Below are 21,265 nucleotides of genomic sequence, written 5' to 3'. Positions count from 1 at the left end.
CGCGATTATGGGGCGAAGGGGTCGGGTGCGGCAAATGCGCCGCCATTTGCACCTCGTCCACACCCGCTTCGGGTATGCGAATGAGTGATCCTCTTGCGGTTAATTCACGTGGGAGCCGGCTTGCTGGCGAATGCAGTGTGCCAGTCGGCGCATTGGGTGCTGATCAACCGCGTTCGCCAGCAAGCCGGCTCCTACAGCGCACTCGCGTCAAACACGCCATTGGCGTCGGACACAAAACCTGTAGGAGCGACCGGGGTGGCGCTCCACCTTGCCCGCGAATGCGGTGTGTCAGCTGTCATCTGTGCCGAACCTGCCGACGTCTTCGCGGGCAAGCGCGCTCCTACAGTGGATCTCGGCAGGGGTCATGAGATTCGGCGGACGCAGAATCTGCAGGATCCGCGTCAAACGGACGGTGGGTGTGGGCATCGACGGCGCTGACGATCAGGTGGCCGCAAGCGCCTATCACCCGCTATCCTGCCCCGATGAATACCCCGTTCCCGACCCTGAGCGCCCTGCCCCGTCAGCTTCGTACGCCCACCGTGCGTGACCTGGCGTGGGTGATCTTGTCGCCTCCCCTGCTAGCTGAGACCCAGTGGCCTCAACGTCACCCCCTTAGCGGCAGCAACTGGGTGCAGCACCCTGAAGCGCTGGAAGCTTTTTTAAAGCAGCTGGACCAAGACGACAGCGCACTCAGCGACTGGCTGGCGAGAAGCTCGACGCGCCGGCTGGGGCTGTATTACGAGCGGCTCTGGCAATTCGCAATCCAGCACGCGCCCGGCGTCGAGCTGCTCGCGGCGAATCTGCCCATTCAGGGTGACGGTCGTACGCTGGGCGAGCTGGACCTTCTGCTGCGGGATAATGACGGCGTTCACCATGTCGAACTGGCGATCAAGCTCTACCTTGGGCAGCAGGATCAGGACGGCAAAGATCCGGCCCACTGGCTGGGTCCCGGTTCCCTCGACCGCCTGGACTTGAAGCTCGCCCACTTGAACCAGCATCAGTTGCCCATGTCGGCGCGCCCGGAAAGCGCAGCGATGCTTGCCGAACGCGGTGTGAACACCTTCAGCGCTTCGCTTTGGTTGGGCGGTTATCTGTTTTATCCGTGGCCCAGCACCGCAGCTTCGCCCCTAGGTGCCCACCCTGAGCATTTGCGGGGAAAGTGGCTGCACCAAAAAGACTGGCCGGGCTACGCTGAACAAACGCTGGAAGGCCGCTGGCAATTACTGCCGCGTCCGGCCTGGCTGGCGCCGGCGCGCTGCGAGGAGGCCTGGACACCGCGCCAGTTTCAGGACTGGCTGGACGCCCTCGACCCGCTGGCGCCGGCGCAACTGCTGGTGCGCCTGATGCGCCACGTCGACGGCCACTGGGAAGAGGCCGAGCGGCTGTTTCTGGTGTCGGACCTGTGGCCGAACCTGCCAGACACGCGCCGGGTTACAGGCTCAGTCGAAGCACCAGCGCCGCGAGGGTAATCAACAGCACCGGCACCGTCAGCACGATGCCGACGCGGAAGTAATAGCCCCAACCGATGGTCACGCCCTTCTTCGCCAGCACATGCAGCCACAACAAGGTCGCGAGGCTGCCGATCGGGGTGATTTTCGGGCCGAGGTCGCTGCCGATGACGTTGGCGTAAATCATCGCTTCCTGGAGCACGCCGTGGGCGTGGCTTGCATCAATGGACAACAGGCCGATCAGCACCGTCGGCAGGTTGTTCATCACTGACGACAGCAGCGCCGTCAGCACGCCCGTGCCCATCGCCGCGCCCCACAAACCATGTTCGGCAAAACGATCGAGCCAGGTCGCCAAGTAATCGGTCAGGCCCTGATTGCGCAGGCCGTACACCACCAGGTACATGCCCAAGGAGAAAATCACGATCTGCCACGGCGCGTCTTTCAGTACCTTGCGCGTGGAAATGCGGTGGCCCTTGGCGGCGATGCCCAGCAAGATCGCGGCGCACACGGCGGAGATCGCGCTGATGGGAATCCCCAGCGGTTCCAGGGCAAAGCAGCCCACCAGCAAGATCCCCAGCACCCACCAACCGGTCATGAAGGTCGCGCGGTCCTTGATGGCCGAAGACGGCTCGGCCAGTTGCGAGGCGTCGAAGGTTTCCGGGATATCGCGGCGAAAGAACAGCATCAGCACCGCCAGCGTCGCCGCCACGCTGACCAGATTCACCGGCACCATCACCGAGGCGTAGCGGTTGAAACCGATGCCGAAGTAGTCGGCAGACACGATGTTGACCAGGTTGGAGACCACCAGCGGCAGGCTCGCGGTGTCGGCGATGAACCCTGCCGCCATCACGAAGGCCAGGGTGGTCGCCGGCGAAAAGCGCAGCGCCAGCAGCATCGACATGACAATGGGCGTGAGGATCAGCGCCGCGCCGTCGTTGGCGAACAGCGCCGACACCAACGCACCGAGCAGCACGATAAACGCGAACAGCCGCCGGCCCTTGCCGTTGCCCCAACGCGCCACGTGCAGCGCGGCCCAGTTGAAGAAACCGGCTTCGTCGAGCAGCAGGCTGATGATGATCAGCGCGGTGAAGGTGCCGGTGGCGTTCCAGATGATGTGCCAGACCTGGGGGATGTCACTCAGGTGCACCACCCCGAAAAGCAGCGCGAGCACGGCGCCAAAGGTTGCACTCCAGCCGACACCAAGGCCTTTGGGTTGCCAGATCACCAAGGTGATGGTGACCAGAAAAATCGCGACGGCTATCAACATCTTTTTGAAGTTCTCGGAAGCAGGATGGCGAGAATGCCCAACAGCGGCAGGTAGGAGCACAGCGTGTAGACATAAACGATGCCGTGAAGATCCGCGAGGTGACCCAATAATGCCGCGCCGATGCCGCCGAAGCCGAACATCAGGCCGAAGAAGATCCCGGCGATCATGCCGACGTTGCCCGGCACCAGTTCCTGGGCGTAGACGACAATGGCCGAAAACGCCGAGGCCAGAATGAAACCGATGATCACGCTGAGGACACTGGTCCAGAACAGGTCGGCGTAAGGCAGCGCGATGGTGAACGGCGCCACGCCCAGAATCGAGAACCAGATCACCGCCTTGCGGCCGATGCGATCACCGATCGGCCCGCCGAAGAATGTGCCCGCCGCCACCGCCGCCAGGAACATGAACAAGTGCAACTGCGAGCTGGCGACCGAGAGCTGGAATTTGTCGATCAGGTAAAACGTGAAGTAGCTGGTGAAGCTGGCCATGTAGAAATACTTGGAGAACACCAGCATTGCCAGCACCACCAGCGCGCCGGTGACCCGACGTTTCGACAGCCCGTGGGTCGCCGCCTGGCCGGCCTTGATTTTGAACAGCGCCAAATGCGCCTTGTACCAGCGACTGATGGCGTACAAGAGGCCCACGGAAAACAGCGCCACCAGCACGAACCAGGCGATATGGCCCTGACCGAAGGGGATGATGATTGCCGCCGCCAGCAGCGGGCCGATGGCCGATCCACTGTTGCCGCCCACCTGAAAGGTCGATTGCGCCAGACCGAAGCGCCCGCCTGAGGCCAGCCGGGCAATGCGCGAGGCTTCGGGGTGAAAGGTCGACGAGCCAATGCCGATCAACCCTGCGGCGAGCAGGATCAGCGGGAAACTGCCTACGGTCGCGAGCATTATCACGCCGGCGAGAATGCACAGCGAACCGACCGGCAGCACCAAGGGGTTGGGATGGCGATCGGTGTAATAGCCGACCCAGGGCTGCAGCAACGACGCCGTGACCTGGAACGTCAGCGTGATCAGCCCCACCTGGGTAAAACTCAGGCCGTACGAGGCCTTCAGCATGGGATAGATCGAGGGGAGGATCGACTGGATCAGGTCATTGAGCAGGTGCGCCAAGGCCACTGCACCAATGATGCGCATGACCAAGGGGCTTGATTGCGTTGGTTGCGTTGATTGAGAAGCGGGAACGGGTTGGGTATCGGTCGCGGGCACGGTTGCAGAGCTGGTAACGGCCATCGGGTCCATCCATCGAACGTTGACGCGCCGTCGGACTCGTTACAGAACATGTCAGCGGCACAAGGGGTCGCCAATGTGCCATTTTTTGGGGCGCCGCTGCCATGTTTTGTTGCGGATTTGTGAGTGGGTGGCGTGAAGGAAGAACCTTCGTCAAATCGCCGTCTGCAATCTCCCCCGCGCTGTCAACGAGCCTTCCACCTCATGCAACGACACTTTTGACGTCTCCGGCAAGGCCAGCCCGCCCGCCAGCGCCAGCAGCGCGATCACGATCAGGTAAAACGCCGGCGCCAGGTTGCTGCCCGTTGCGCCGATCAGCCAGGTCGCCATCAGCGGTGCCGTTCCGCCGAAGATGGTGTACGCCATGTTGTAGGTGATCGCCGAAGCGGTGTAACGGGTACGCGTGGGAAAGGTCTCCGACAGCAACGCCGCCGTGACCACGCCGCACAGGACAGCGCCAATCGCCAGCAACATCACGCCGACGATCGACGCCACAAACGAACCGGAGCTGGCCATCAGAAACGACGGATACACCACCACGATCAGCAGGACACAGGTGCTGAGCACCGTCTTGCGTCGCCCGACTTTGTCGGAAAACGCCCCGGCCACCGGACAGATCGCCGCCGCGAACAGCAAAGCGATCAACGACACCAGCAGCGCGGTCGCACGACTCAACCCTCCCGCCACCTGCAAGTACGTCGCGAAATAGGTGGTGAACATGTAGAACGACAGCGCCGTCAGCGACACGAACGCGCCAAGGCAGCAAATCGCCGCGCCGTGGTTGCGCAGGGTTTCCTTGAGCGGCGAATGGGCGACTGCGTGTTCCTGCTTGACCGCCTGAAACGCGGGGGTTTCGTCCAGTTTCCAGCGCAGGTACAGCCCGACCAGCCCCAACGGCGCGGCGATCAGAAACGGCAGCCGCCAGCCCCAACTGCCCATGGCGTCGGTGCTCAAAGAGGCTTCCAGCGCGTAGGCGATGATCGCTGCTGCCGCGAAGGCCGAAAAGGTCGAGACCGGCACGAAGCTGCCGTACCACGCCCGTTGCGTGCGTGGCGCGTGTTCCATCAAGTAAGCGCACGCGCCCGCGTATTCACCCCCGGCGGAAAAGCCCTGGGCGCAGCGGATGAGGGTGAGCAGGATGGGTGCGATAACGCCGATGGCCGCGTAAGTCGGCAGCAGACCGATGATCGTCGTCGCCCCGGCCATCAACAGAATGGTGAACGCCAGCGTGCGCTTGCGGCCGATGCGGTCGCCCAGCATGCCGAAAAACACCCCGCCCAGCGGCCGAAACGCGAAGGCCACGGCGAACACTGCGAAGGTTTTCAATAGCGCCGCGCTGGCATCGCCGCTGGGGAAGAACTGCTGGGCGATGGTCGTGGCCAGAACGCCGTACACCGCGAAGTCGAACCATTCGACGAAATTGCCAATGGCCGCCGCCACGATGACTTTTCTCAGGGTGGCAGGATCAACCTGCTCAAGGACGGGAGTGGTCATGGAAACCTCGGCGCGCGTGGGAAAGATCCGATTATCGGCACAGCGCCCTGCCCGCCTGACTCCAGAAATGTCGCCGACGTACTCAGGACCGACCTGTCGGAGGCTGTGGGCCGCAGGATTCATGCCAGTGCGTGGATTGGGTCATTTGCTCCCCTTCAGACCAAACGCCCGTGGGCACAACCTTGGTTCGTATTTCACATCCCATTTATCCGCCGTAGCGACGAGCACCACATCGTCATCCACGCGCACAATGCGTTCGCGAGGCTTGGCGCACGCATCCTGGGCATAGGTTTCCAACCGGTACGCAAAAATCTCGGCCACGCCCAGTAGCGCCCTGTCGAACCACGGCGACGCGAAGGTGATGACCAGAAACAACATCGCCATGGCGATCAGCCGTGCGAATTCGAGCTGCACCCGCCGGCCTAAGCGCGCTCGCGAGCGCTTGAACGAAGCACGCCCTGAAAACACAACAAACAGAAGGTTGTTGACCAGCGCAGACCACACGCCGTAGCCAAAAGCGCGAATGGCAACACTGATATACAGCAGCGTGAGAAACGCAACGGCCACAACGACAGTGGCGGGTACTGCAATAAAGGCGGTGGTATACGGAAAGGGATTCGACACCGTTTTCGAGAATTCATTGATCAGCGTAGAAGCGTAGCCGGCGGACACCGAAGCGGACATGGTCAACAGCCCGGCCATCAGGGCTTTGCCATATAAAGAGCGCTTCGCCCATCGATCCACGGCTCCGATCCAGCCGTTGATCTCAATACACAGGGCAATAATCAGCGGGATACCTGACATCGCCATGAGGCTATGGGCCGCCGCTCCCAACTCACCGGTGTACGCCGCGACGAGAAGTGACAACACAGCAATGAGCAGGCCAGCGTCATACAAGCTTACTTTGAGCGAAAGACGCCGACGCTTTTTAACGAACCTGACTTTTTTGGCGTGCAGATAACCCATGAACTTCAACAGCATTGGAACTCCCTTGTTTTACGTGAGTGACGACACACAAAGATCAGCGGCCTCGTCACTGGAGCGCCTGCCTTGCAGCCCGCCCGAATGTATAAATATCAACCGGGTGCCGATCGCGAATCGCCCCTCCTGTACGTACTGCTTCAACGCCAACAGCGCCTTGCCGGTGTAGATGGGCTCGAACGGGATTCCGGATTCGCGCTCGCAGCAACGGATGAAGTCGAGCAACTGAGCATCAGTCCTGGCAAAGGCGCCGCGGGATGCATCAAGCAACGAATAAGGCACCCTTGACTTCAAACAGCTGCTTTTTTCAGGGTCCACATATTCCGATATTGCCGTAGTCCATTTCTCACACGTTCGCGTACCCTCCCGGAGCAATGCGTCGACGTTACCTGCCACCCCATGATCCCCAGGCACCGCCATGGCGCCAATCACCGCATGCTGCCCCGCCTCCGCCAGCACCAGCCCCGCCAACGTTGTGCCGGTGCCACACGCCAGCCACCAGGCGTCGTAATCTTCCCAACCCAATTGACCCATCTGGCTGCGCGCCTGCTCGACGATTTCAGCACAGCCCTCAGCGCCGTCGAGCCCACCGCCGCCTTCAGCCACCGGAAACAGATGCGGATAGCGCTCGCGCCACGGCACCCAGAAATCCGCGTCATGCCGCGCGCGATAACCGGCGTAACCCAGCCAATGCAACTCCATGCCGAAAGCCTGCATATCGAGCACCGTCGGCGTCTCGACTCTATGCCCGCGCACCAGCCCGACCGTGGTAAAACCGAAGCGCTTGCCCGCCGCCGCCAGCGCATGCAGGTGATTGGAATGCGCGCCGCCCAGGCTGATAACGCCCTGTGCCCCGGCCTGTTCAGCCGCCGCCAGATGGTGCTTGAGCTTGAACCATTTATTGCCGCTGATCAGCGGGTCGACAAGGTCCAGCCGCAGGATCGCCGCCTTCACGCCGGCTGCCTGGAGCCAGTCGAAATTGAGCAATTGCAGCGGTGCGGGAGGGAGTGGTGAGGAGAGAGGGAACATGAAATCGGTCGGGCAATGGACAGTGCGGGAGTCTAGCACTCGTCGCGCGGGGTCTCGATTTAGGAGGCCGTGTAGGGCATTTCCTGATCTCCATTAGGACGCGTCCGGTTCGTGTTTTGCCTATGGAATGACGCTTTGAAATGCCTCATCTTCGCCCGCTTCAGCCCTCTCTCATGGACGAGTTGATCCGGTTTTCTGCAGACCGGTCAGGGGCGCTTTCTCCTGCCAGGGACGCTCATTCATGATCACCGCATTGCCGCCTTTCTTCGATCACAGCCGCCACACACTTGTTATTCATCGTCTGCCCATTGCGCTCGATGTTCTTGCCTTCGAGGGCGAGGAACAGCTGAGTCAGCCGTTTCTGTATCGCGTGGAATTTACCTCCGTCGAGCCGGACATCGGCGCCGAGCGGGTGCTGGGGAAGACCGCTCAGTTCAGCCTGCATGCTGCGCCTCACACCCTGCCGGTGGCGGTTCGTGGTTTGCCGGTCCCGTCGGTTAAACCGTTGCGAACGCTGCATGGGGTGGTGACAGGCTTTAAGCGGCTTTCCGGCTCTGCTGACGAGGCCAGATACGAGATTACTTTGCAGCCGCGCCTGGCGTTGCTGGCCCGTGGGCGGCAGTTCCGGATCTATCAGCATCAGTCGGTGCCGCAGATTGTCGAGAGCATTCTGCGGACTCGGCATGACTTTGAGGGGCAGGATTTTCTGTTCACGCTGGTTCGGGAGTATCCGAAGCGCGAGCAAGTGATGCAGTACGGCGAGAGTGATCTGGCGTTTATCTCGCGGCTACTGGCGGAGGTAGGGATCTGGTATCGCTTTACCAATGACGAGCGATTGGGTATTGCGGTCGTCGAGTTCCATGATGATCAGCGTCATTACGCTCGCCCTCGGATCAGTTTGCCGTTCAGGCCTCAGTCGGGGTTGGGCAGCAGCGGCGCGGATGGGGTTTGGGGGCTGCAGGTCAGTCATGAGGTGGTGGAGAAGAGCGTTCACTTTCGGGCTTATCACCATCGGGATGCGAACGCATGGCTGGATGGGGATGTTGATCAGACGCGCGGTGATACCACGACTTACGGCGAGGCTTATCACTATGCCGAGCCGTACAAGGTGCTCGGCGACAAGCTGGATCAGGATGAAGATTTAGAGGGTGAAAGCGGGTTTTTCTATGGACGGTTGCGGCATGAGCGGTATCTCAATAACCAGACTCGGCTGACCGGAATTAGCAGCAGTGCTTCGTTGGGGTTGGCGCAGGTGCTGCAGATTTCGGGTGGTGCGCCGCAAGCGTTTGAGCCGGGTGCGGTGATCACTGGATTGAAGCTGCGCGCTGCGCGGGATCGCAGTTTTGAACTGAGTTTTGAGGCGATTCCGTATTCCGAGAGCGTGTGTTTTCGGCCGCCGTTGCTGGCCAGGCCCGAGATAGTGGGCACTGTTCCGGCCCGTGTCACCAGCTCGCTGGCCAACGATCCGTACAGCCACATCGACAGCGAAGGCCGCTACAAAGTCAGCTTTCTGTTTGATCGCGACAGCTGGAAGCTGGGTGAGGAAAGCCTGTGGCTCAGATTGGCTCGATCCTATGCGGGCGATACCCACGGCTTGCACCTGCCGCTGATCTGCGGGACCGAAGTGGCGATTGCCTTCGAGCAAGGCGACCCGGACCGGCCGTATATCGCTCACGCGCTTCATGACAGTTGCCATCCCGATCATGTGACGCTGCTGCGCAGCGATTACAAACGCAACGTGCTGCGGACCCCGGCGAACAACAAGCTTCGCATGGAGGACGAGCGCGGCCAGGAACACATCAAACTCAGCACCGAACACAGCGGCAAGAGCCAGCTGAACCTTGGGCATCTGGTCGACAACGAGAAGGATAAGCGCGGCGAAGGGTTTGAGTTGCGTACCGATGGCCGGGGCGCGATTCGGGCGGGAAGCGGGCTGTTTATCAGTGCGGATGAACAGACCAGGGCCCACGGGATGCAGCTGGACATGGATGATGCAATCGACCAGCTCGAAACCGCGCTGTCCCTGGCCCGCACCATGGCCCTGGCTGCAAAGAGTGCGGGCGCCATTCCCGCCGATACGAGCGGCCAAACTCAACTGAACGATGCGCTGACTCACCTCACCGAGCCCGGTCTGCTGCTACACGCACCGGCCGGCATCGGCATCGTCACTCCTGAAGCGATCTGCCTGTCCTCCGGTCGCGAAAGCGTCGCCATCACCTCATCACGCTCAACCGACCTCAGCGCCGGACGCAGCATAACCGGCACCGCCGAGGGTGCGATCAGCCTGTGCGCTGTGACCAAGGGTCTGCAATTAAAAGCGGTTCAGGGCGACGTCCAGCTTCACGCCCAAAGTGCCGCACTGCATGCACTGGCCAACAACGACATCAAGATTGAAAGCCTGGCCGGCCGGATCGAAATCAGCGCCCCGGAAGAGCTCCTCCTGAATTGCGGTGACGCATTCATCCGCATCAAAAACGGCGAGATCGAGCTGGGCGCGCCGGGGAATATCTATCACCGGGCCGCTTACGTGCTGAAGGCCGCTGCCACCACGCTGACGACGCCGGTGACGCCAATACCTTATGGCTATGGGGCGGGGTATACCCTGGTCGACGCGCAACAGGCCGCAGCACGCTTTGTTCGTTACCGGATCACCACGCAGGACGGCGAAGTATTCAACGGCGTGACCGACAAGGACGGCAGAACCATGCCCGTCCACACGATGTTGCCCGGACGCGTGGCGATCGACTTTCCGCAGCCCGAAGAATGGCTGACGCCGCGTCCGAAGCCTGAACCTGAGGAGGAAGAAGAGGAAGAGGAAATCACCGAAGGCATCACCCTGCGCATTGGGCTGTTCTTTGACGGGACCGGTAATAATCAGAGCAACGCGGCAGCGACGGAGCGTTGCCGACGGCAGGATCTGGAGACCTTTAGCAGTGAAGAGCTGGAGAGCATTGCCGCGACGTGCAAGCAGTATGGGTTTGGAGAGTTTGACGGGAGTGCGTTCAACAGCGCGCCGAATAACAGTTACGGGAATGCGCCGAGTAACGTGGCGTATTTGTATGACTTGTATCCGGATAACAGCACTACTCTGCTTAAGGCAGACCAAGAGATCGCCTATTTAGCTGTCTATATGGAAGGCATCGGTACTCGCAGTGGCGGCAAAGATGACAGGCTGATTGGTCAAGGCCTCGGGCAGGGTGAGACTGGGGTGGTGGCTCGCGTCAGACAAGCACCAATGTCCATCAAGAGCCAGTTGAGCCTGTTTGAAGAAAACAATGCGGGAACTTTTATTAAAAAAGTTGAGGTCGATATTTTCGGATTTAGCCGCGGAGCGGCGGCGGCGCGTCATTGCGCAAATGAATTCATCAAGCCGCAGTGCGGCATATTTGCCGAAGTGCTCAAGGCTGGAAACTTCGGTCTTAGGAAGGGATTTGATGCTTCGGCGGACGTATCCATCAACTTGATCGGCCTGTTCGATACCGTTGCAGCCATCTCAGATCCTCTACATGGTGACTTCAGTCCTGGCAACGACCTTAATCGTGGCGTTAATCTCTACCTTCCACCTGACTGCGCGCGGCAGGTTATTCACCTTCAAGCCCTTGACGAATATCGAGCGGACTTTTCTCTTAATAACGTCCACCACACGCACCTCCAGATCGGACTGCCGGGCGCTCACTCCGATGTCGGCGGGGGCTACCTGCCACGAGCACGAGAAAAGTTGTGGATGATGCAGCCATGCAAGGCCAGCGTTCCGACCGGTCAAAGGGTTGAATCCCACACCGCCTGGGCCCGTGCAGAGGCGGACGCCAAGACATTGCGCGAATCAGGCGTGGCCCGCGATGGCTACGTTGCGGTGAAAGCCTGGCTTGCAGCAACTAACCCCCGCGGCAAAGCTGAGCCGGTCGTGCAGGACTACTGGATAACCGTGCTGCTCGAACGCCCAGTACATGGCGAACTGAGCCAGATTGCATTGCGCGTAATGCGTGAACTAGCGGTACGTCACGGCGTTCCATTCAAGGGTCTGGAGGAGCGGCCTGAACTCGCAATGCCCGACGAGCTCATGCCTATCGCAAAGCGAATCTTGCAGCAGGTAATGACGGACCGACTCGTACGCCTTGAGCCTGCTCAAGAGGCGTTGCTGCGAGCGCGTTACATCCACATGTCCGCTCACTGGACCCCTGAGGGTCCCTTTCTATTGAGCAAACCGGCGCCGCTGAATCGTAGGAACGTGCACCTCAATCGTCCGCAAGAAGGTTACCCAGAATGAGACGGCTAATTTGCTTAGCCGGCATGCTGCTGAGCCTTACCGCGTGCGCGAGTGGGCCCAGACTCCCCCCGTTTCCTAAACTGCCGTATCCAGCGTGGTACATAGGGTTGGCTGCGCCAGAGCACATGGAAGTGTGGGTGGAGACCGTAGATGTTTTAGATCAGCGTGGCCTTGCATTTTTCCGAGTCCATGGCGGGGTCGCAAGCTACACCGGAAAGGTCGAGGGCTGGCATCAAGGAGGGGGCAAGTCGAAGCCTATAAATAACGTAGATCTGCCTGCCCAAATCTTTCTGCGCTGGCAGTCACTAGTTGAGCCGCAAGCTTACAAGGCCAGAATTCCCATCCCTCAGTGGGTACGCGCTGAAATGGTTAGGCCAGAGCGGGTCTACTGCCGCGGCTCAAAAGAATGGATAGATGGCTACCGTTTCTCGATTGCGCTGGGAATGGCTCCGGGAGGCATTGTGAAAGTCTGGGTTGGCGGGCCATGTTTAGGCTTCACAGAAGTCGGCCGTTACCAAGCCGAAGTCGAGCCGCTCGGCCCCTACTGTGGCGCGAGCAAGGGCAAGTACATCCCGCTCGAACCGGAGAACAAAGCTTACGTAGAACAGCACGGCATTCCCTATGGCAGTTGGTAATTGGTAATTGGTAATTGGTAATTGGTAATTGGTAATTGGTAATTGGTAATTGGTAATTGGTAATTGGACCATGAGTGCTAACAAGGAGCATCACGACACGCGACGGCTAGCGCATTTGCGGCTTTGTTCAAGGCTTCAAGTTGCAGACTGGGTTTCCCGAATGAGGCGTCTGGTCTTGGCGGTCGGATACCTGATCAGCTTGAGTGCCTGTGCAACGGGAGGGTCAGTACCCCCGCCCGTCAAGCTGCCCTATCCGGCGTGGTATGTAGGCTTCGCCGCGCCCAAACACATGGAAGTGTGGGTGGAAAGCGTCGATGTGCTCGATCAGCGAGGATACGTTTTCTTCAATGTGCATGCTGGGGTGGCCGGTTACACGCGTAAGCCCGAGGGTTGGCATAAAGGCACATCAGGCGGCAAACCCATCAACAACGTTGACTTACCAGACCAACTCCTTCTGCGTTGGCAGTCAATAGTGGAGCCTCAAGCTTACAAAATCAGCATTCGGATACCGCAGTGGGTCCGTGATGAGATGATCAAACCAGAGAAAGGATTTTGCCTCTGGGCTGGCGAGTGGAAAGAAGACTTTCGCGACACCGTCACCTTAGGAATGGCGCCAGGGGGAATTGTAAAAGTGTGGTTAGGCGGATCGTGCCTGGGCTTCAAAGAAGTCGGCCGTTACCAAGCTAAAGTAGAGCCGCTAGGCCCCAACCAAGACGGAAAAGGGCTGTTTTACCGAGCCCCAAATCCAGCAGCCCAAGCCTGGATTGACCAGCACGGAATCCCCTACGGCAGCTGGTAACCGTCCCACCCGCCAGAGTCCCCACAGACCCTGGCGGCACGCGATCCAACCCCGTCCAAACCCAGCAGCAACATCACCCGCCAGAAACCATCCCTTACAACCCCGCCGCCAACCGCGATCCCTGATCAATCGCCCGTTTGGCATCCAGTTCCGTCGCCACATCCGCCCCGCCAATCAGATGCACGCTCTGCCCCGCCGCCTGTAACCCGTCATACAGTTCACGCAGCGGATCCTGCCCGGCGCAGATCACCACGTTGTCCACCGGCAGCAGTTTCTCCTCGCCCACCGCGCCGATGCGAATGTGCAGACCAGCATCGTCGATCTTCAAATACTCCACGCTGTTGAGCATCTGCACCTGCTTGTTCTTAAGCCCCGTGCGATGAATCCAGCCGGTGGTTTTGCCAAGGCCGTCGCCGACCTTGGTGGCCTTGCGCTGCAGCAGGAACACCTGACGCGCTGGCGCATGAGGATGAGGCTTGATTCCGGCGACACCGCCTCGCGCCGCCAGATGCGTGTCGATGCCCCACTCGTCCCAGAACGCATCGCGATCCAGGCTGGTGTAGACGCCCTGGTGCACAAGGTATTCCGACACGTCGAAGCCGATGCCGCCCGCGCCAATCACGGCGACGGACTTGCCAACCGGTTTGCGGCCGAGGATCACGTCGAGATAGCTCAGCACTTTGGGGTTGTCGACGCCGGGGATGGCGGGCGTTCGTGGCGCGATGCCGGTGGCGAGAATCACTTCGTCATAGCCTTTGCCGAGCAGGTCAACGACCGTGACGCGGGTGTTCAGGCGCAGGTCGACGCCGGTGGTCTGCAGCTTGCGGCCGAAGTAGCGCAGGGTCTCGAAGAACTCTTCCTTGCCCGGAATGCGCTTGGCAATGTTGAACTGCCCGCCGATTTCGCTGGCCGAGTCGAACAGCGTCACGTCATGCCCGCGCTCGGCCGCAACGGTGGCGGCAGCGAGGCCTGCAGGACCGGCACCGATGACGGCGATTTTCCGGACCTGGGTGACCGGCAGGTAATTGAGCTCGGTTTCATGACAGGCGCGGGGGTTGACCAGGCAACTGGGGAGCTTGCCGCCGAAGGTGTGATCCAGACACGCCTGATTACAGCCGATACAGGTGTTGATCTCGTCGCTGCGACCCGCCGCGGCCTTGTTGACGAATTCCGGGTCGGCGAGAAACGGGCGCGCCATGGAGACCATGTCGGCGTCCCCTTCGGCGAGTATCTGCTCGGCAACCTCGGGGGTATTGATGCGGTTCGTGGTGATCAGCGGGATCGACACCGAGCCGCGCATTTTCGCGGTCACTTTGGCGAACGCAGCGCGCGGCACCTTGGTGGCGATGGTCGGAATGCGCGCTTCGTGCCAGCCAATGCCGGTGTTGATCAAAGTGGCGCCCGAACGCTCGATGGCCTTGGCCAGTTGCACCACTTCTTCCCAGCTGCTGCCGCCCTCAATGAGGTCGAGCATCGACAAGCGATAAATGATGATGAAATTCGGGCCGACGGCTTCACGCACGCGGCGCACGATCTCCACCGGCAGGCGCATGCGGTTTTCGTAGCTGCCGCCCCAACGGTCGCTGCGATGGTTGGTGTGGGCGACGAGAAACTGGTTAATGAAATAGCCTTCGGAGCCCATGATCTCGACGCCGTCGTATTCGGCGGTCTGCGCCAAGGTCGCGCAGGTGACGAAATCCTGAATCTGTTTCTCGATGCCCTCTTCGTCCAGCGCTTTGGGTGTGAAGGGGTTGATCGGCGCCTGAATGGCGCTCGGTGCCACTTGCTTGGGGCTGTAGGCATAACGCCCGGCGTGGAGGATCTGCATGCAGATCTTGCCGCCGGCCTCGTGCACGGCTTGGGTGACAATGCGATGGTTGGCGGCTTCTTCAGGCGTCGACAGCTTGGCCGCCCCCGAATACACGCCGCCTTCGTCGTTCGGCGCGATGCCGCCGGTGACCATCAGGCCTACCCCGCCCCGTGCGCGCTCGGCGAAATACACCGCCATGCGCTCGAACCCGCCCGGTTTCTCTTCGAGCCCGGTGTGCATCGAGCCCATCAGGGTACGGTTGCGCAACGTGGTGAAACCCAGGTCCAGGGGAGCGAGCAAATGCGGGTAGTGAGGGGCGGCCATAAAAACTCCATCGAGCATCATCACGGGGCGCGGGCGCTCTGTGGCGCCCGTCGAGTCAGTCAGGGCCTTGGACCAGCGCCTTGTACATGGCGCAAACAGTAAACAGCCGCCCGGCCTTGCTCAATGACTGGAAGTGACAAATCAATGATCGAGCGGTGCACCTCATCGTTCATCGGACCGCCCTCCAGACTTGGACGTCGGTGCCGATAGACCTGTGACGACCTTGCCGCACCGCCCCGATGGCTGAGCAATGTCCTTCTTCTCAATACCTCGGCAGGACGATCAATGAGCTGGATCAATGATGCAAAAATTTCGACCAAGTTGATCACAGCCTTCACGCTGTGCGCATTCATCACTTTGGGAGTGGGTGCGCTGGGAAGCCGTGGCGTTTCCGACCTGTCGGACAGCTTGAAGCTGGTGTTCAGCAACAACCTGGTGTCCGTCGCAAAGACCGCCCAGGCCAAAACAAACGCCGTAGGACAAAGCCGCGATCTTTATCGGCTATATACGGCCACGGCCGCCGGTCTGCCCCAGGGCGTGAAAGACGAAGTGATTGCCTCGATAAGCGCCAATCAACAAGAGAGCGAAAAAGCCTTCGCCGAGTACCGCAAGACCCCGCTGGCCGACGATGAACGCGCGGCGGGGGACCAGATGGAAAAGGATTGGCCGACCTACCAGGCGATGGTTCAGAAATACATTGGCCTCATGAAGGCCGGCGACCTTGATAACGGCCGCGCTCTGTTGTTCGGCGATCTGCAGGCGGCCTACCGCGTTGTGCTCGATGAGCTGACCCTCATGGTTAACTCCAATAACCGGCAGATCGGCGAAGGTGCGGAGGATGCATCCCGGATGGAGTCATCCGCCAAGACCGCGCTGTACATCGGCATCGCCATTGCCTTTCTGGCGGCGATCTTGCTGGGCATGTTCATCAGTCGCCTGATCAGCCGTCCTCTCGCCTATGCAGTCGCGAGCGCGCGGAGCATTGCCGGCGGTGATCTGACTCAACCTATTGTCAGCACCGGCCGTGATGAAGCCGGGCAATTGCTGACAGCACTGGGCGAGATGCAGGGCAGCCTGAAAAGCACCATTCAGCAAATTGCCGATGCGTCCAATCAACTGGCCTCTGCCGCAGAAGAGCTGACCGCCGTCAGCGATAACGGCAGCCGAGGGTTGGTTCGCCAGAACGATGAAATCCAGCAGGCCGCAACCGCTGTCACGGAAATGACTTCCGCTGTGGAAGAAGTGGCGCGTAACGCCGTGTCCACGTCCGACGCGTCGAGGACCACCAGCAAACAGGCCAGCGAGGGCCGCGACCAGGCCCGTGGCGCGGTCGAAGCCATCAACAGCGCAACCACCGAAATCGCCACCTCGACCAACATGGTCCGCGACCTCGCCGTGCAGGTTCGGGACATCGGCAAGGTGCTGGACGTGATTCGCGGCATCGCCGAGCAGACCAACCTGTTGGCCTTGAACGCCGCGATCGAAGCCGCCCGTGCCGGCGAGCAGGGCCGGGGCTTTGCGGTGGTCGCCGACGAAGTCCGGGCCTTGGCCGCGCGCACCCAGGCCTCCACCGGTGAAATCGAAGGCATGATCAACAGCGTCCAGGCCAGCGCCGATCAGGCGGTGGGGGCGATGGGCAAAAGCCAGTCGCTGGTGACCGACACCCAGGCACTGGCGCAGGCAACGGGCCGTGCACTGGAGCAGATCGCCGACGGCATCGCCCAGATCAACGACCGCAACATGGTCATCGCCACGGCCTCGGAAGAGCAGGCGAATGTCGCGCGCGAGGTGGACCGCAATCTGGTGAACATCCAGGATCTGTCGACCCAGACGGCGGCCGGTGCGCACCAGACCAACGCGTCGACTCAGGAGCTTTCCCGCCTGGCCGTGTCGTTCAACACGCTGGTCAGCCGCTTCCGCCTGTAAAACGCAGCGCCCGTGATGCCTGCAAATTGCGGACATCACGGTTGATCCAGGCAGCTCAGGCGCCCGCCGACGCTGCCTCGCGTCAACCCATTCGCCGAATGGCCGGCCTGGCCGTTGGCACACCTTCTCCAAATCGCCGTTTTGCCGTAGCCTTCCGGCAACGTCATGGCGCCCTGCGCGCTTTCTTCAGAGGCAGTCCTCCTTTCTTCATGCGCAAAGTTCTCGGCTCACTTACCGCTGCAGTGCTGGTGATTCTTCTCGTCAGCTACGGGCTGTGGACGGGCAAGCGTCATGTCGGGCATTACCTGACGGACCTGCGCATCCAGTTGGTGATCAACGACGGGCAACCCGGCGAACGCGGCAATCTGCTGGGCATTCAGCCCGAGCTGTTTCCTTCCGATTATTCAAGCGTCAAACGCCTGCATCGCAAGCTGGCGTCCTATCTGGTGCAGGCCCGCGACCAAGGGCTGCTCAACGACAAAACCATCGTGGTGCTGCCGGAGCACATCGGCACCTGGTTGTTGGCGGTGGACGAAAAGACCCAGTTCTATCAGGCCACCACCCTCGAAGAAGCCATGAACTGGCTGGCGTTCAGCAATCCGCTGCTGTTCATCGACGCCGTGTTTCACGCGCGGGGCAGCAGCCGTTTCGAGGATGCGCGCCTGCGCATGAAGGCGCACAGCATGGCCCAGGATTATCAGAACGTGTTCGGCGGGCTGGCGAAGGAATTCGGCGTGACGCTGGTGGCCGGCTCGATCGTACTCCCCAGCCCGCAAGTGGAAAACGGCGAACTGCGCATCGGTCGCGGCGCGCTCTATAACAGCAGCCTGGTGTTTGGCCCCGATGGCCTGCCCTTGGGGCAGCCCCAGCGTCAGTTATTCCCGGGCTGGAATCAGCGGGGTTACATCCGTCCTGGCAAGGACGCGCCGCTCAACGTGATCGACACCCCCGCCGGCCGGTTGGCGACGCTGATCGGCAGTGACAGCTGGTACCCCGACAACTACGCGCGCCTCAACGCCAGCGGCGTCGAGCTTATTGCAGTACCGGCCTACGTCGCCGGCACGGACGGCTGGTCGCAACCCTGGCGCAGCGACAAGCACCAGGCGCTGGCCGCCCATTTGAACCTGGGCGCCAAGCCAATCACCCAGGGTGAAGCCTGGCGTCGACTGGCCCTGACACCGGCCAGCACGGCGAAGGCCGGCATCAGCGTGTTCATGCGCGGGCAATTCTGGGACAAGGGCAGCGCGGGCCACAGCTTCGCCAGTCGCGGCGGGCAAAGCATTGCCGAGCAATCCATCAGCGCGGCCCCGAAAGGCGTTCGGCCCGGGCATGGTGCGCGCCTGATCAATCTGTGGCTGTGACCGATGACCTCCCCTCGCGTGCGTCTGGGCGATCTGTCCGTGGGTTTCGTCCACAGCCTCGCCGACGCTGTTCGCAACGAAGGCAAGGACCCGCAACCCCTGCTTCAGCAATACGGCCTGGATGCCGCTCGACTGGGTGAGGCCGGCGCCCGCCTGTCGATCCCGCGCTACATGCGCCTGGGCCATGCTGCCATCGAGCTGACCGGCGTGCCTGCGTTGGGCCTGCGGATGGGGCAATCCAGTCGTTTGAGCCACGCGGGTCTGGCCGGCATCACCGCCGCGCAGGCGCCGACCGTGCGTGAAGCGGCGCGCACACTGATTCGTTTTGAACCGCTGTACGGCTCCAATTATCGCGGCCAGTCGAGCCTGCACGAAGACAGCGAAGGCGCCTGGCTGCGCTTCTATTCCATCAGCCCGTACAACGACTACAACCGCTTCGTGGTGGATTCGATTCTCAGCGGCTGGCTGCACCAGCTGTCGACCCTGAGCGGGACGAAGCTTGTGGCCGAACGTCTGGAAATCGAGTTCGACGCCCCCGCCTATGCCGCTGGCTACGCCGCGCTCTGCGAGCAGCCGGTGAGCTTCGCAGCGGGCCTCAATCAGCTGCGTCTCAACCAGCGTCAGTTGGGCCTGCGCAACCCGGATCACGTGCCCAGTACCTGGCGGCATCTGCTGCAGGTGTGTGAACGGGAACTGGAACAGCTCACCCGCACCCGTAGCCTGCGCGAGCGCATCACCCAACTGCTGGGGCCGTTGTTAAATGGGGGACGGGAGCCGGATCTGGAAGAAGTGGCCGCGCGGCTGAAGCTGCCGACCTGGACCCTGCGCCGCAAGCTGGCGGACGAAGGCACACAGTTTCGCGCGATCCTCAATGACACCCGGCGTGACCTCGCCATGACCTACATCCGGGACACCGAACTGGCCTTTGGCGAAATCGCTTACTTGTTGGGGTTTGCGTCGGCCGAAGCCTTTCAGCGGGCCTTCAAACGCTGGACCGAACAGACGCCCGGTGCGTTTCGTCGCAGCCAGCGCCAGTCGCTCTGACTGGCAGGCGTGGGTTTTCCTACAACTCGGTGGCGTCTTCAGCTGGTTCCAGCGGGTCCAGTTCGTACGCTTGGTATTCCAGCAGCTCTTCTTGGTACTCGTCCATTTTTGCGCCCTCGTGGCGGGTTCTTGTGATCGATGGGGTACTGGCGCCGCTGAGTCATTCAGCGGCAGATTCACTGACTACGGGACCCACCCTAAAGTGCCCTCATGAACAAAAAATGAAGGCCTGTTGAACACTCGACGACACTGAGGTCTTTGTAGGAGCGCGCTTGCCCGCGAAAGCGTGAGTTCAGTCACATCAACGTCACCTGACCCTCCCTATTCGCGGGCAAGCGCGCTCCTGCATTCAAGCCATCCAGCCTCGGCGTTGGGACGGCAATGATTCGCGCGGCGTTGCTAAGCCTTGCCTGCTGTTTGCCGTGCTGCCGATTTGCTCCGCGAAAGCAGCGTTCATGACAGCGGCCCACTTGACGACCGCGTCGTGTTCGCCATAGTCTCGACACCATGAACGCACCCCAGCATTTCTTCGGCCAGATAATTATTACCGCCATTCCAGTCATGGCGGGTTAGCCGACGTTTGCACCCAACCCGCCCTAGAGGCGGGTTTTTTCTCTCTGTCTCCCGGGCCAAAAACCACACCAGGAGCCAGACATGATCATTCGCCCTTCCCTCGCCGTCTTCGCCGCCCGCTTGATCATCGCAAGCGTTCCGACGAGGCCTACACGATGAGTCAGACGCCAGCCTACCCGCTCGCTCAGGGCGACCTGCTCAATCACTATGTCAAAAAGATCCTCAACTCCCGCGTCTACGACGTTGCCGTGGAAACCCCGCTGCACGTCGCCCGCCAGCTCTCCGAGCGCCTGGGCAACAACGTGTTGCTCAAGCGCGAAGACCTGCAGCCGGTGTACTCCTTCAAGATTCGCGGTGCGTACAACAAGCTGGCGCAGTTGAGCCCGGAAGAACTGGCGCGGGGCGTGGTGACGGCCTCGGCGGGTAATCACGCCCAGGGCCTGGCGCTGGCGGCGAAGACGCTGAACGTGGCGGCGACCATCGTGATGCCGAAGACCACGCCGGAGATCAAGGTCGAAGGCGTGCGCTCCCGAGGCGGAAAAGTCGTACTCCATGGCGACTCGTTTCCCGAAGCATTGGCGTATTCGCTGAAGCTGGTTGAAGAACACGGCTACGTCTACGTCCACCCGTACGACGACCCTGACACCATTGCCGGGCAAGGCACCGTGGCGATGGAAATCCTGCGTCAGCATCAGGGGCCGCTGGACGCGATCTTTGTACCGGTGGGCGGCGGCGGGCTGATCGCCGGCATCGCGGCGTATGTGAAATACCTTCGCCCGGAAATCAAGGTAATCGGCGTCGAGCCAGACGATTCCAACTGCCTGCAGCAGGCCATGGCCTATGGCGAGCGCGTGGTGCTGCAACAGGTCGGGCTGTTCGCCGATGGCGTCGCCGTGGCGCAGATCGGTCAGTACACCTTCGAGATCTGCAAGGATTACGTCGACGAAGTGATCACCGTCAGCACTGACGAGATTTGCGCGGCGATCAAGGACATCTACGACGACACCCGCTCGATCACCGAACCCGCTGGCGCCCTGGGCGTGGCCGGGATCAAGAAGTACACCGAACA

14 protein-coding genes and 1 pseudogene are annotated in these 21,265 nt (G+C 61.1%); 9 read left to right on the top strand and 6 right to left on the bottom strand.

What is annotated here, in order from left to right; translation table 11 throughout:
- Nucleotides 1-482 precede the first annotated feature (482 nt).
- Nucleotides 483-1,469 carry a DUF1853 family protein gene (locus tag EC919_RS26570; RefSeq protein WP_133777308.1) on the top strand — a complete coding sequence of 329 codons (987 nt, stop codon included), beginning with the start codon at nt 483-485 and terminating at the stop codon, nt 1,467-1,469.
- Here EC919_RS26570 and EC919_RS26565 read toward each other — a convergent pair.
- From EC919_RS26565 to EC919_RS26545, 5 genes are all read right to left on the bottom strand, one after another.
- On the bottom strand, nt 1,432-2,715 hold the full coding sequence (locus EC919_RS26565) for an arsenic transporter (protein ID WP_133777306.1): 1,284 nt from the start codon (nt 2,713-2,715) through the stop codon (nt 1,432-1,434). The genes EC919_RS26570 and EC919_RS26565 overlap by 38 nt on opposite strands.
- A complete protein-coding gene (locus EC919_RS26560; RefSeq protein WP_133777303.1) occupies nt 2,709-3,956 on the bottom strand; it encodes an MFS transporter in 1,248 nt (415 codons plus the stop codon). Before EC919_RS26560 ends, EC919_RS26565 begins: the two co-directional genes overlap by 7 nt.
- 150 nt (nt 3,957-4,106) lie before the next feature.
- Nucleotides 4,107-5,447, bottom strand: a complete 1,341-nt coding sequence (locus tag EC919_RS26555; RefSeq protein ID WP_133777301.1) for an MFS transporter — start codon at nt 5,445-5,447, stop codon at nt 4,107-4,109.
- Between the two features lie 141 nt (nt 5,448-5,588).
- Nucleotides 5,589-6,428, bottom strand: a complete 840-nt coding sequence (locus EC919_RS26550) for a hypothetical protein (RefSeq protein ID WP_133777299.1) — start codon at nt 6,426-6,428, stop codon at nt 5,589-5,591.
- Between the two features lie 15 nt (nt 6,429-6,443).
- Nucleotides 6,444-7,457, bottom strand: coding sequence for a 1-aminocyclopropane-1-carboxylate deaminase/D-cysteine desulfhydrase (locus tag EC919_RS26545; RefSeq protein ID WP_133777297.1), 1,014 nt, complete (start codon nt 7,455-7,457; stop codon nt 6,444-6,446).
- Between the two features lie 241 nt (nt 7,458-7,698).
- On the opposite strand from EC919_RS26545, the pseudogene EC919_RS27550 reads away from it, so the two are divergent.
- The 4 genes and pseudogenes from EC919_RS27550 to EC919_RS26525 form a co-directional block, all read left to right on the top strand.
- Nucleotides 7,699-10,089: pseudogene (locus tag EC919_RS27550) on the top strand (type VI secretion system Vgr family protein); the annotation flags it as partial.
- Nucleotides 10,090-10,161: 72 nt separating this feature from the next.
- Nucleotides 10,162-11,724 (top strand): T6SS phospholipase effector Tle1-like catalytic domain-containing protein, encoded by a 1,563-nt coding sequence (locus EC919_RS27545; RefSeq protein ID WP_347876995.1) that lies wholly within the window; start codon nt 10,162-10,164, stop codon nt 11,722-11,724.
- Nucleotides 11,721-12,359, top strand: coding sequence for a DUF2931 family protein (locus tag EC919_RS26535; protein ID WP_133777293.1), 639 nt, complete (start codon nt 11,721-11,723; stop codon nt 12,357-12,359). The genes EC919_RS27545 and EC919_RS26535 overlap by 4 nt, the downstream gene beginning before the upstream one ends.
- Nucleotides 12,360-12,429: 70 nt before the next feature.
- A complete protein-coding gene (locus tag EC919_RS26525; protein WP_243842352.1) occupies nt 12,430-13,158 on the top strand; it encodes a DUF2931 family protein in 729 nt (242 codons plus the stop codon).
- Between the two features lie 94 nt (nt 13,159-13,252).
- On the opposite strand, the gene EC919_RS26520 is transcribed toward EC919_RS26525, so the two are convergent.
- On the bottom strand, nt 13,253-15,292 hold the full coding sequence (locus EC919_RS26520) for an NADPH-dependent 2,4-dienoyl-CoA reductase (RefSeq protein ID WP_133777289.1): 2,040 nt from the start codon (nt 15,290-15,292) through the stop codon (nt 13,253-13,255).
- Nucleotides 15,293-15,577: 285 nt separating this feature from the next.
- Between EC919_RS26520 and EC919_RS26515 the strand changes: the two genes are divergently transcribed.
- From EC919_RS26515 to ilvA, 4 genes are all read left to right on the top strand, one after another.
- Nucleotides 15,578-17,218 (top strand): methyl-accepting chemotaxis protein, encoded by a 1,641-nt coding sequence (locus EC919_RS26515; RefSeq protein WP_133777286.1) that lies wholly within the window; start codon nt 15,578-15,580, stop codon nt 17,216-17,218.
- Nucleotides 17,219-17,427: 209 nt separating this feature from the next.
- Nucleotides 17,428-18,579, top strand: coding sequence for a carbon-nitrogen hydrolase family protein (locus EC919_RS26510; protein ID WP_133777284.1), 1,152 nt, complete (start codon nt 17,428-17,430; stop codon nt 18,577-18,579).
- Nucleotides 18,580-18,582: 3 nt separating this feature from the next.
- Entirely contained in the window at nt 18,583-19,623 is a 1,041-nt protein-coding gene (locus EC919_RS26505) for an AraC family transcriptional regulator (protein WP_133777283.1), read from the top strand.
- Nucleotides 19,624-20,390: 767 nt separating this feature from the next.
- On the top strand, nt 20,391-21,265 hold an 875-nt coding region (gene ilvA, locus EC919_RS26500), incomplete at its 3' end, for a threonine ammonia-lyase, biosynthetic (protein ID WP_133777360.1).

The sequence above is a fragment of the Pseudomonas graminis genome (assembly GCF_004364335.1).
Taxonomy (GTDB): Bacteria; Pseudomonadota; Gammaproteobacteria; order Pseudomonadales; family Pseudomonadaceae; genus Aquipseudomonas; species Aquipseudomonas graminis_D.
Note: the sequence above shows the minus strand (reverse complement) of the source record. Positions and strands in the feature narration are given on the sequence as shown.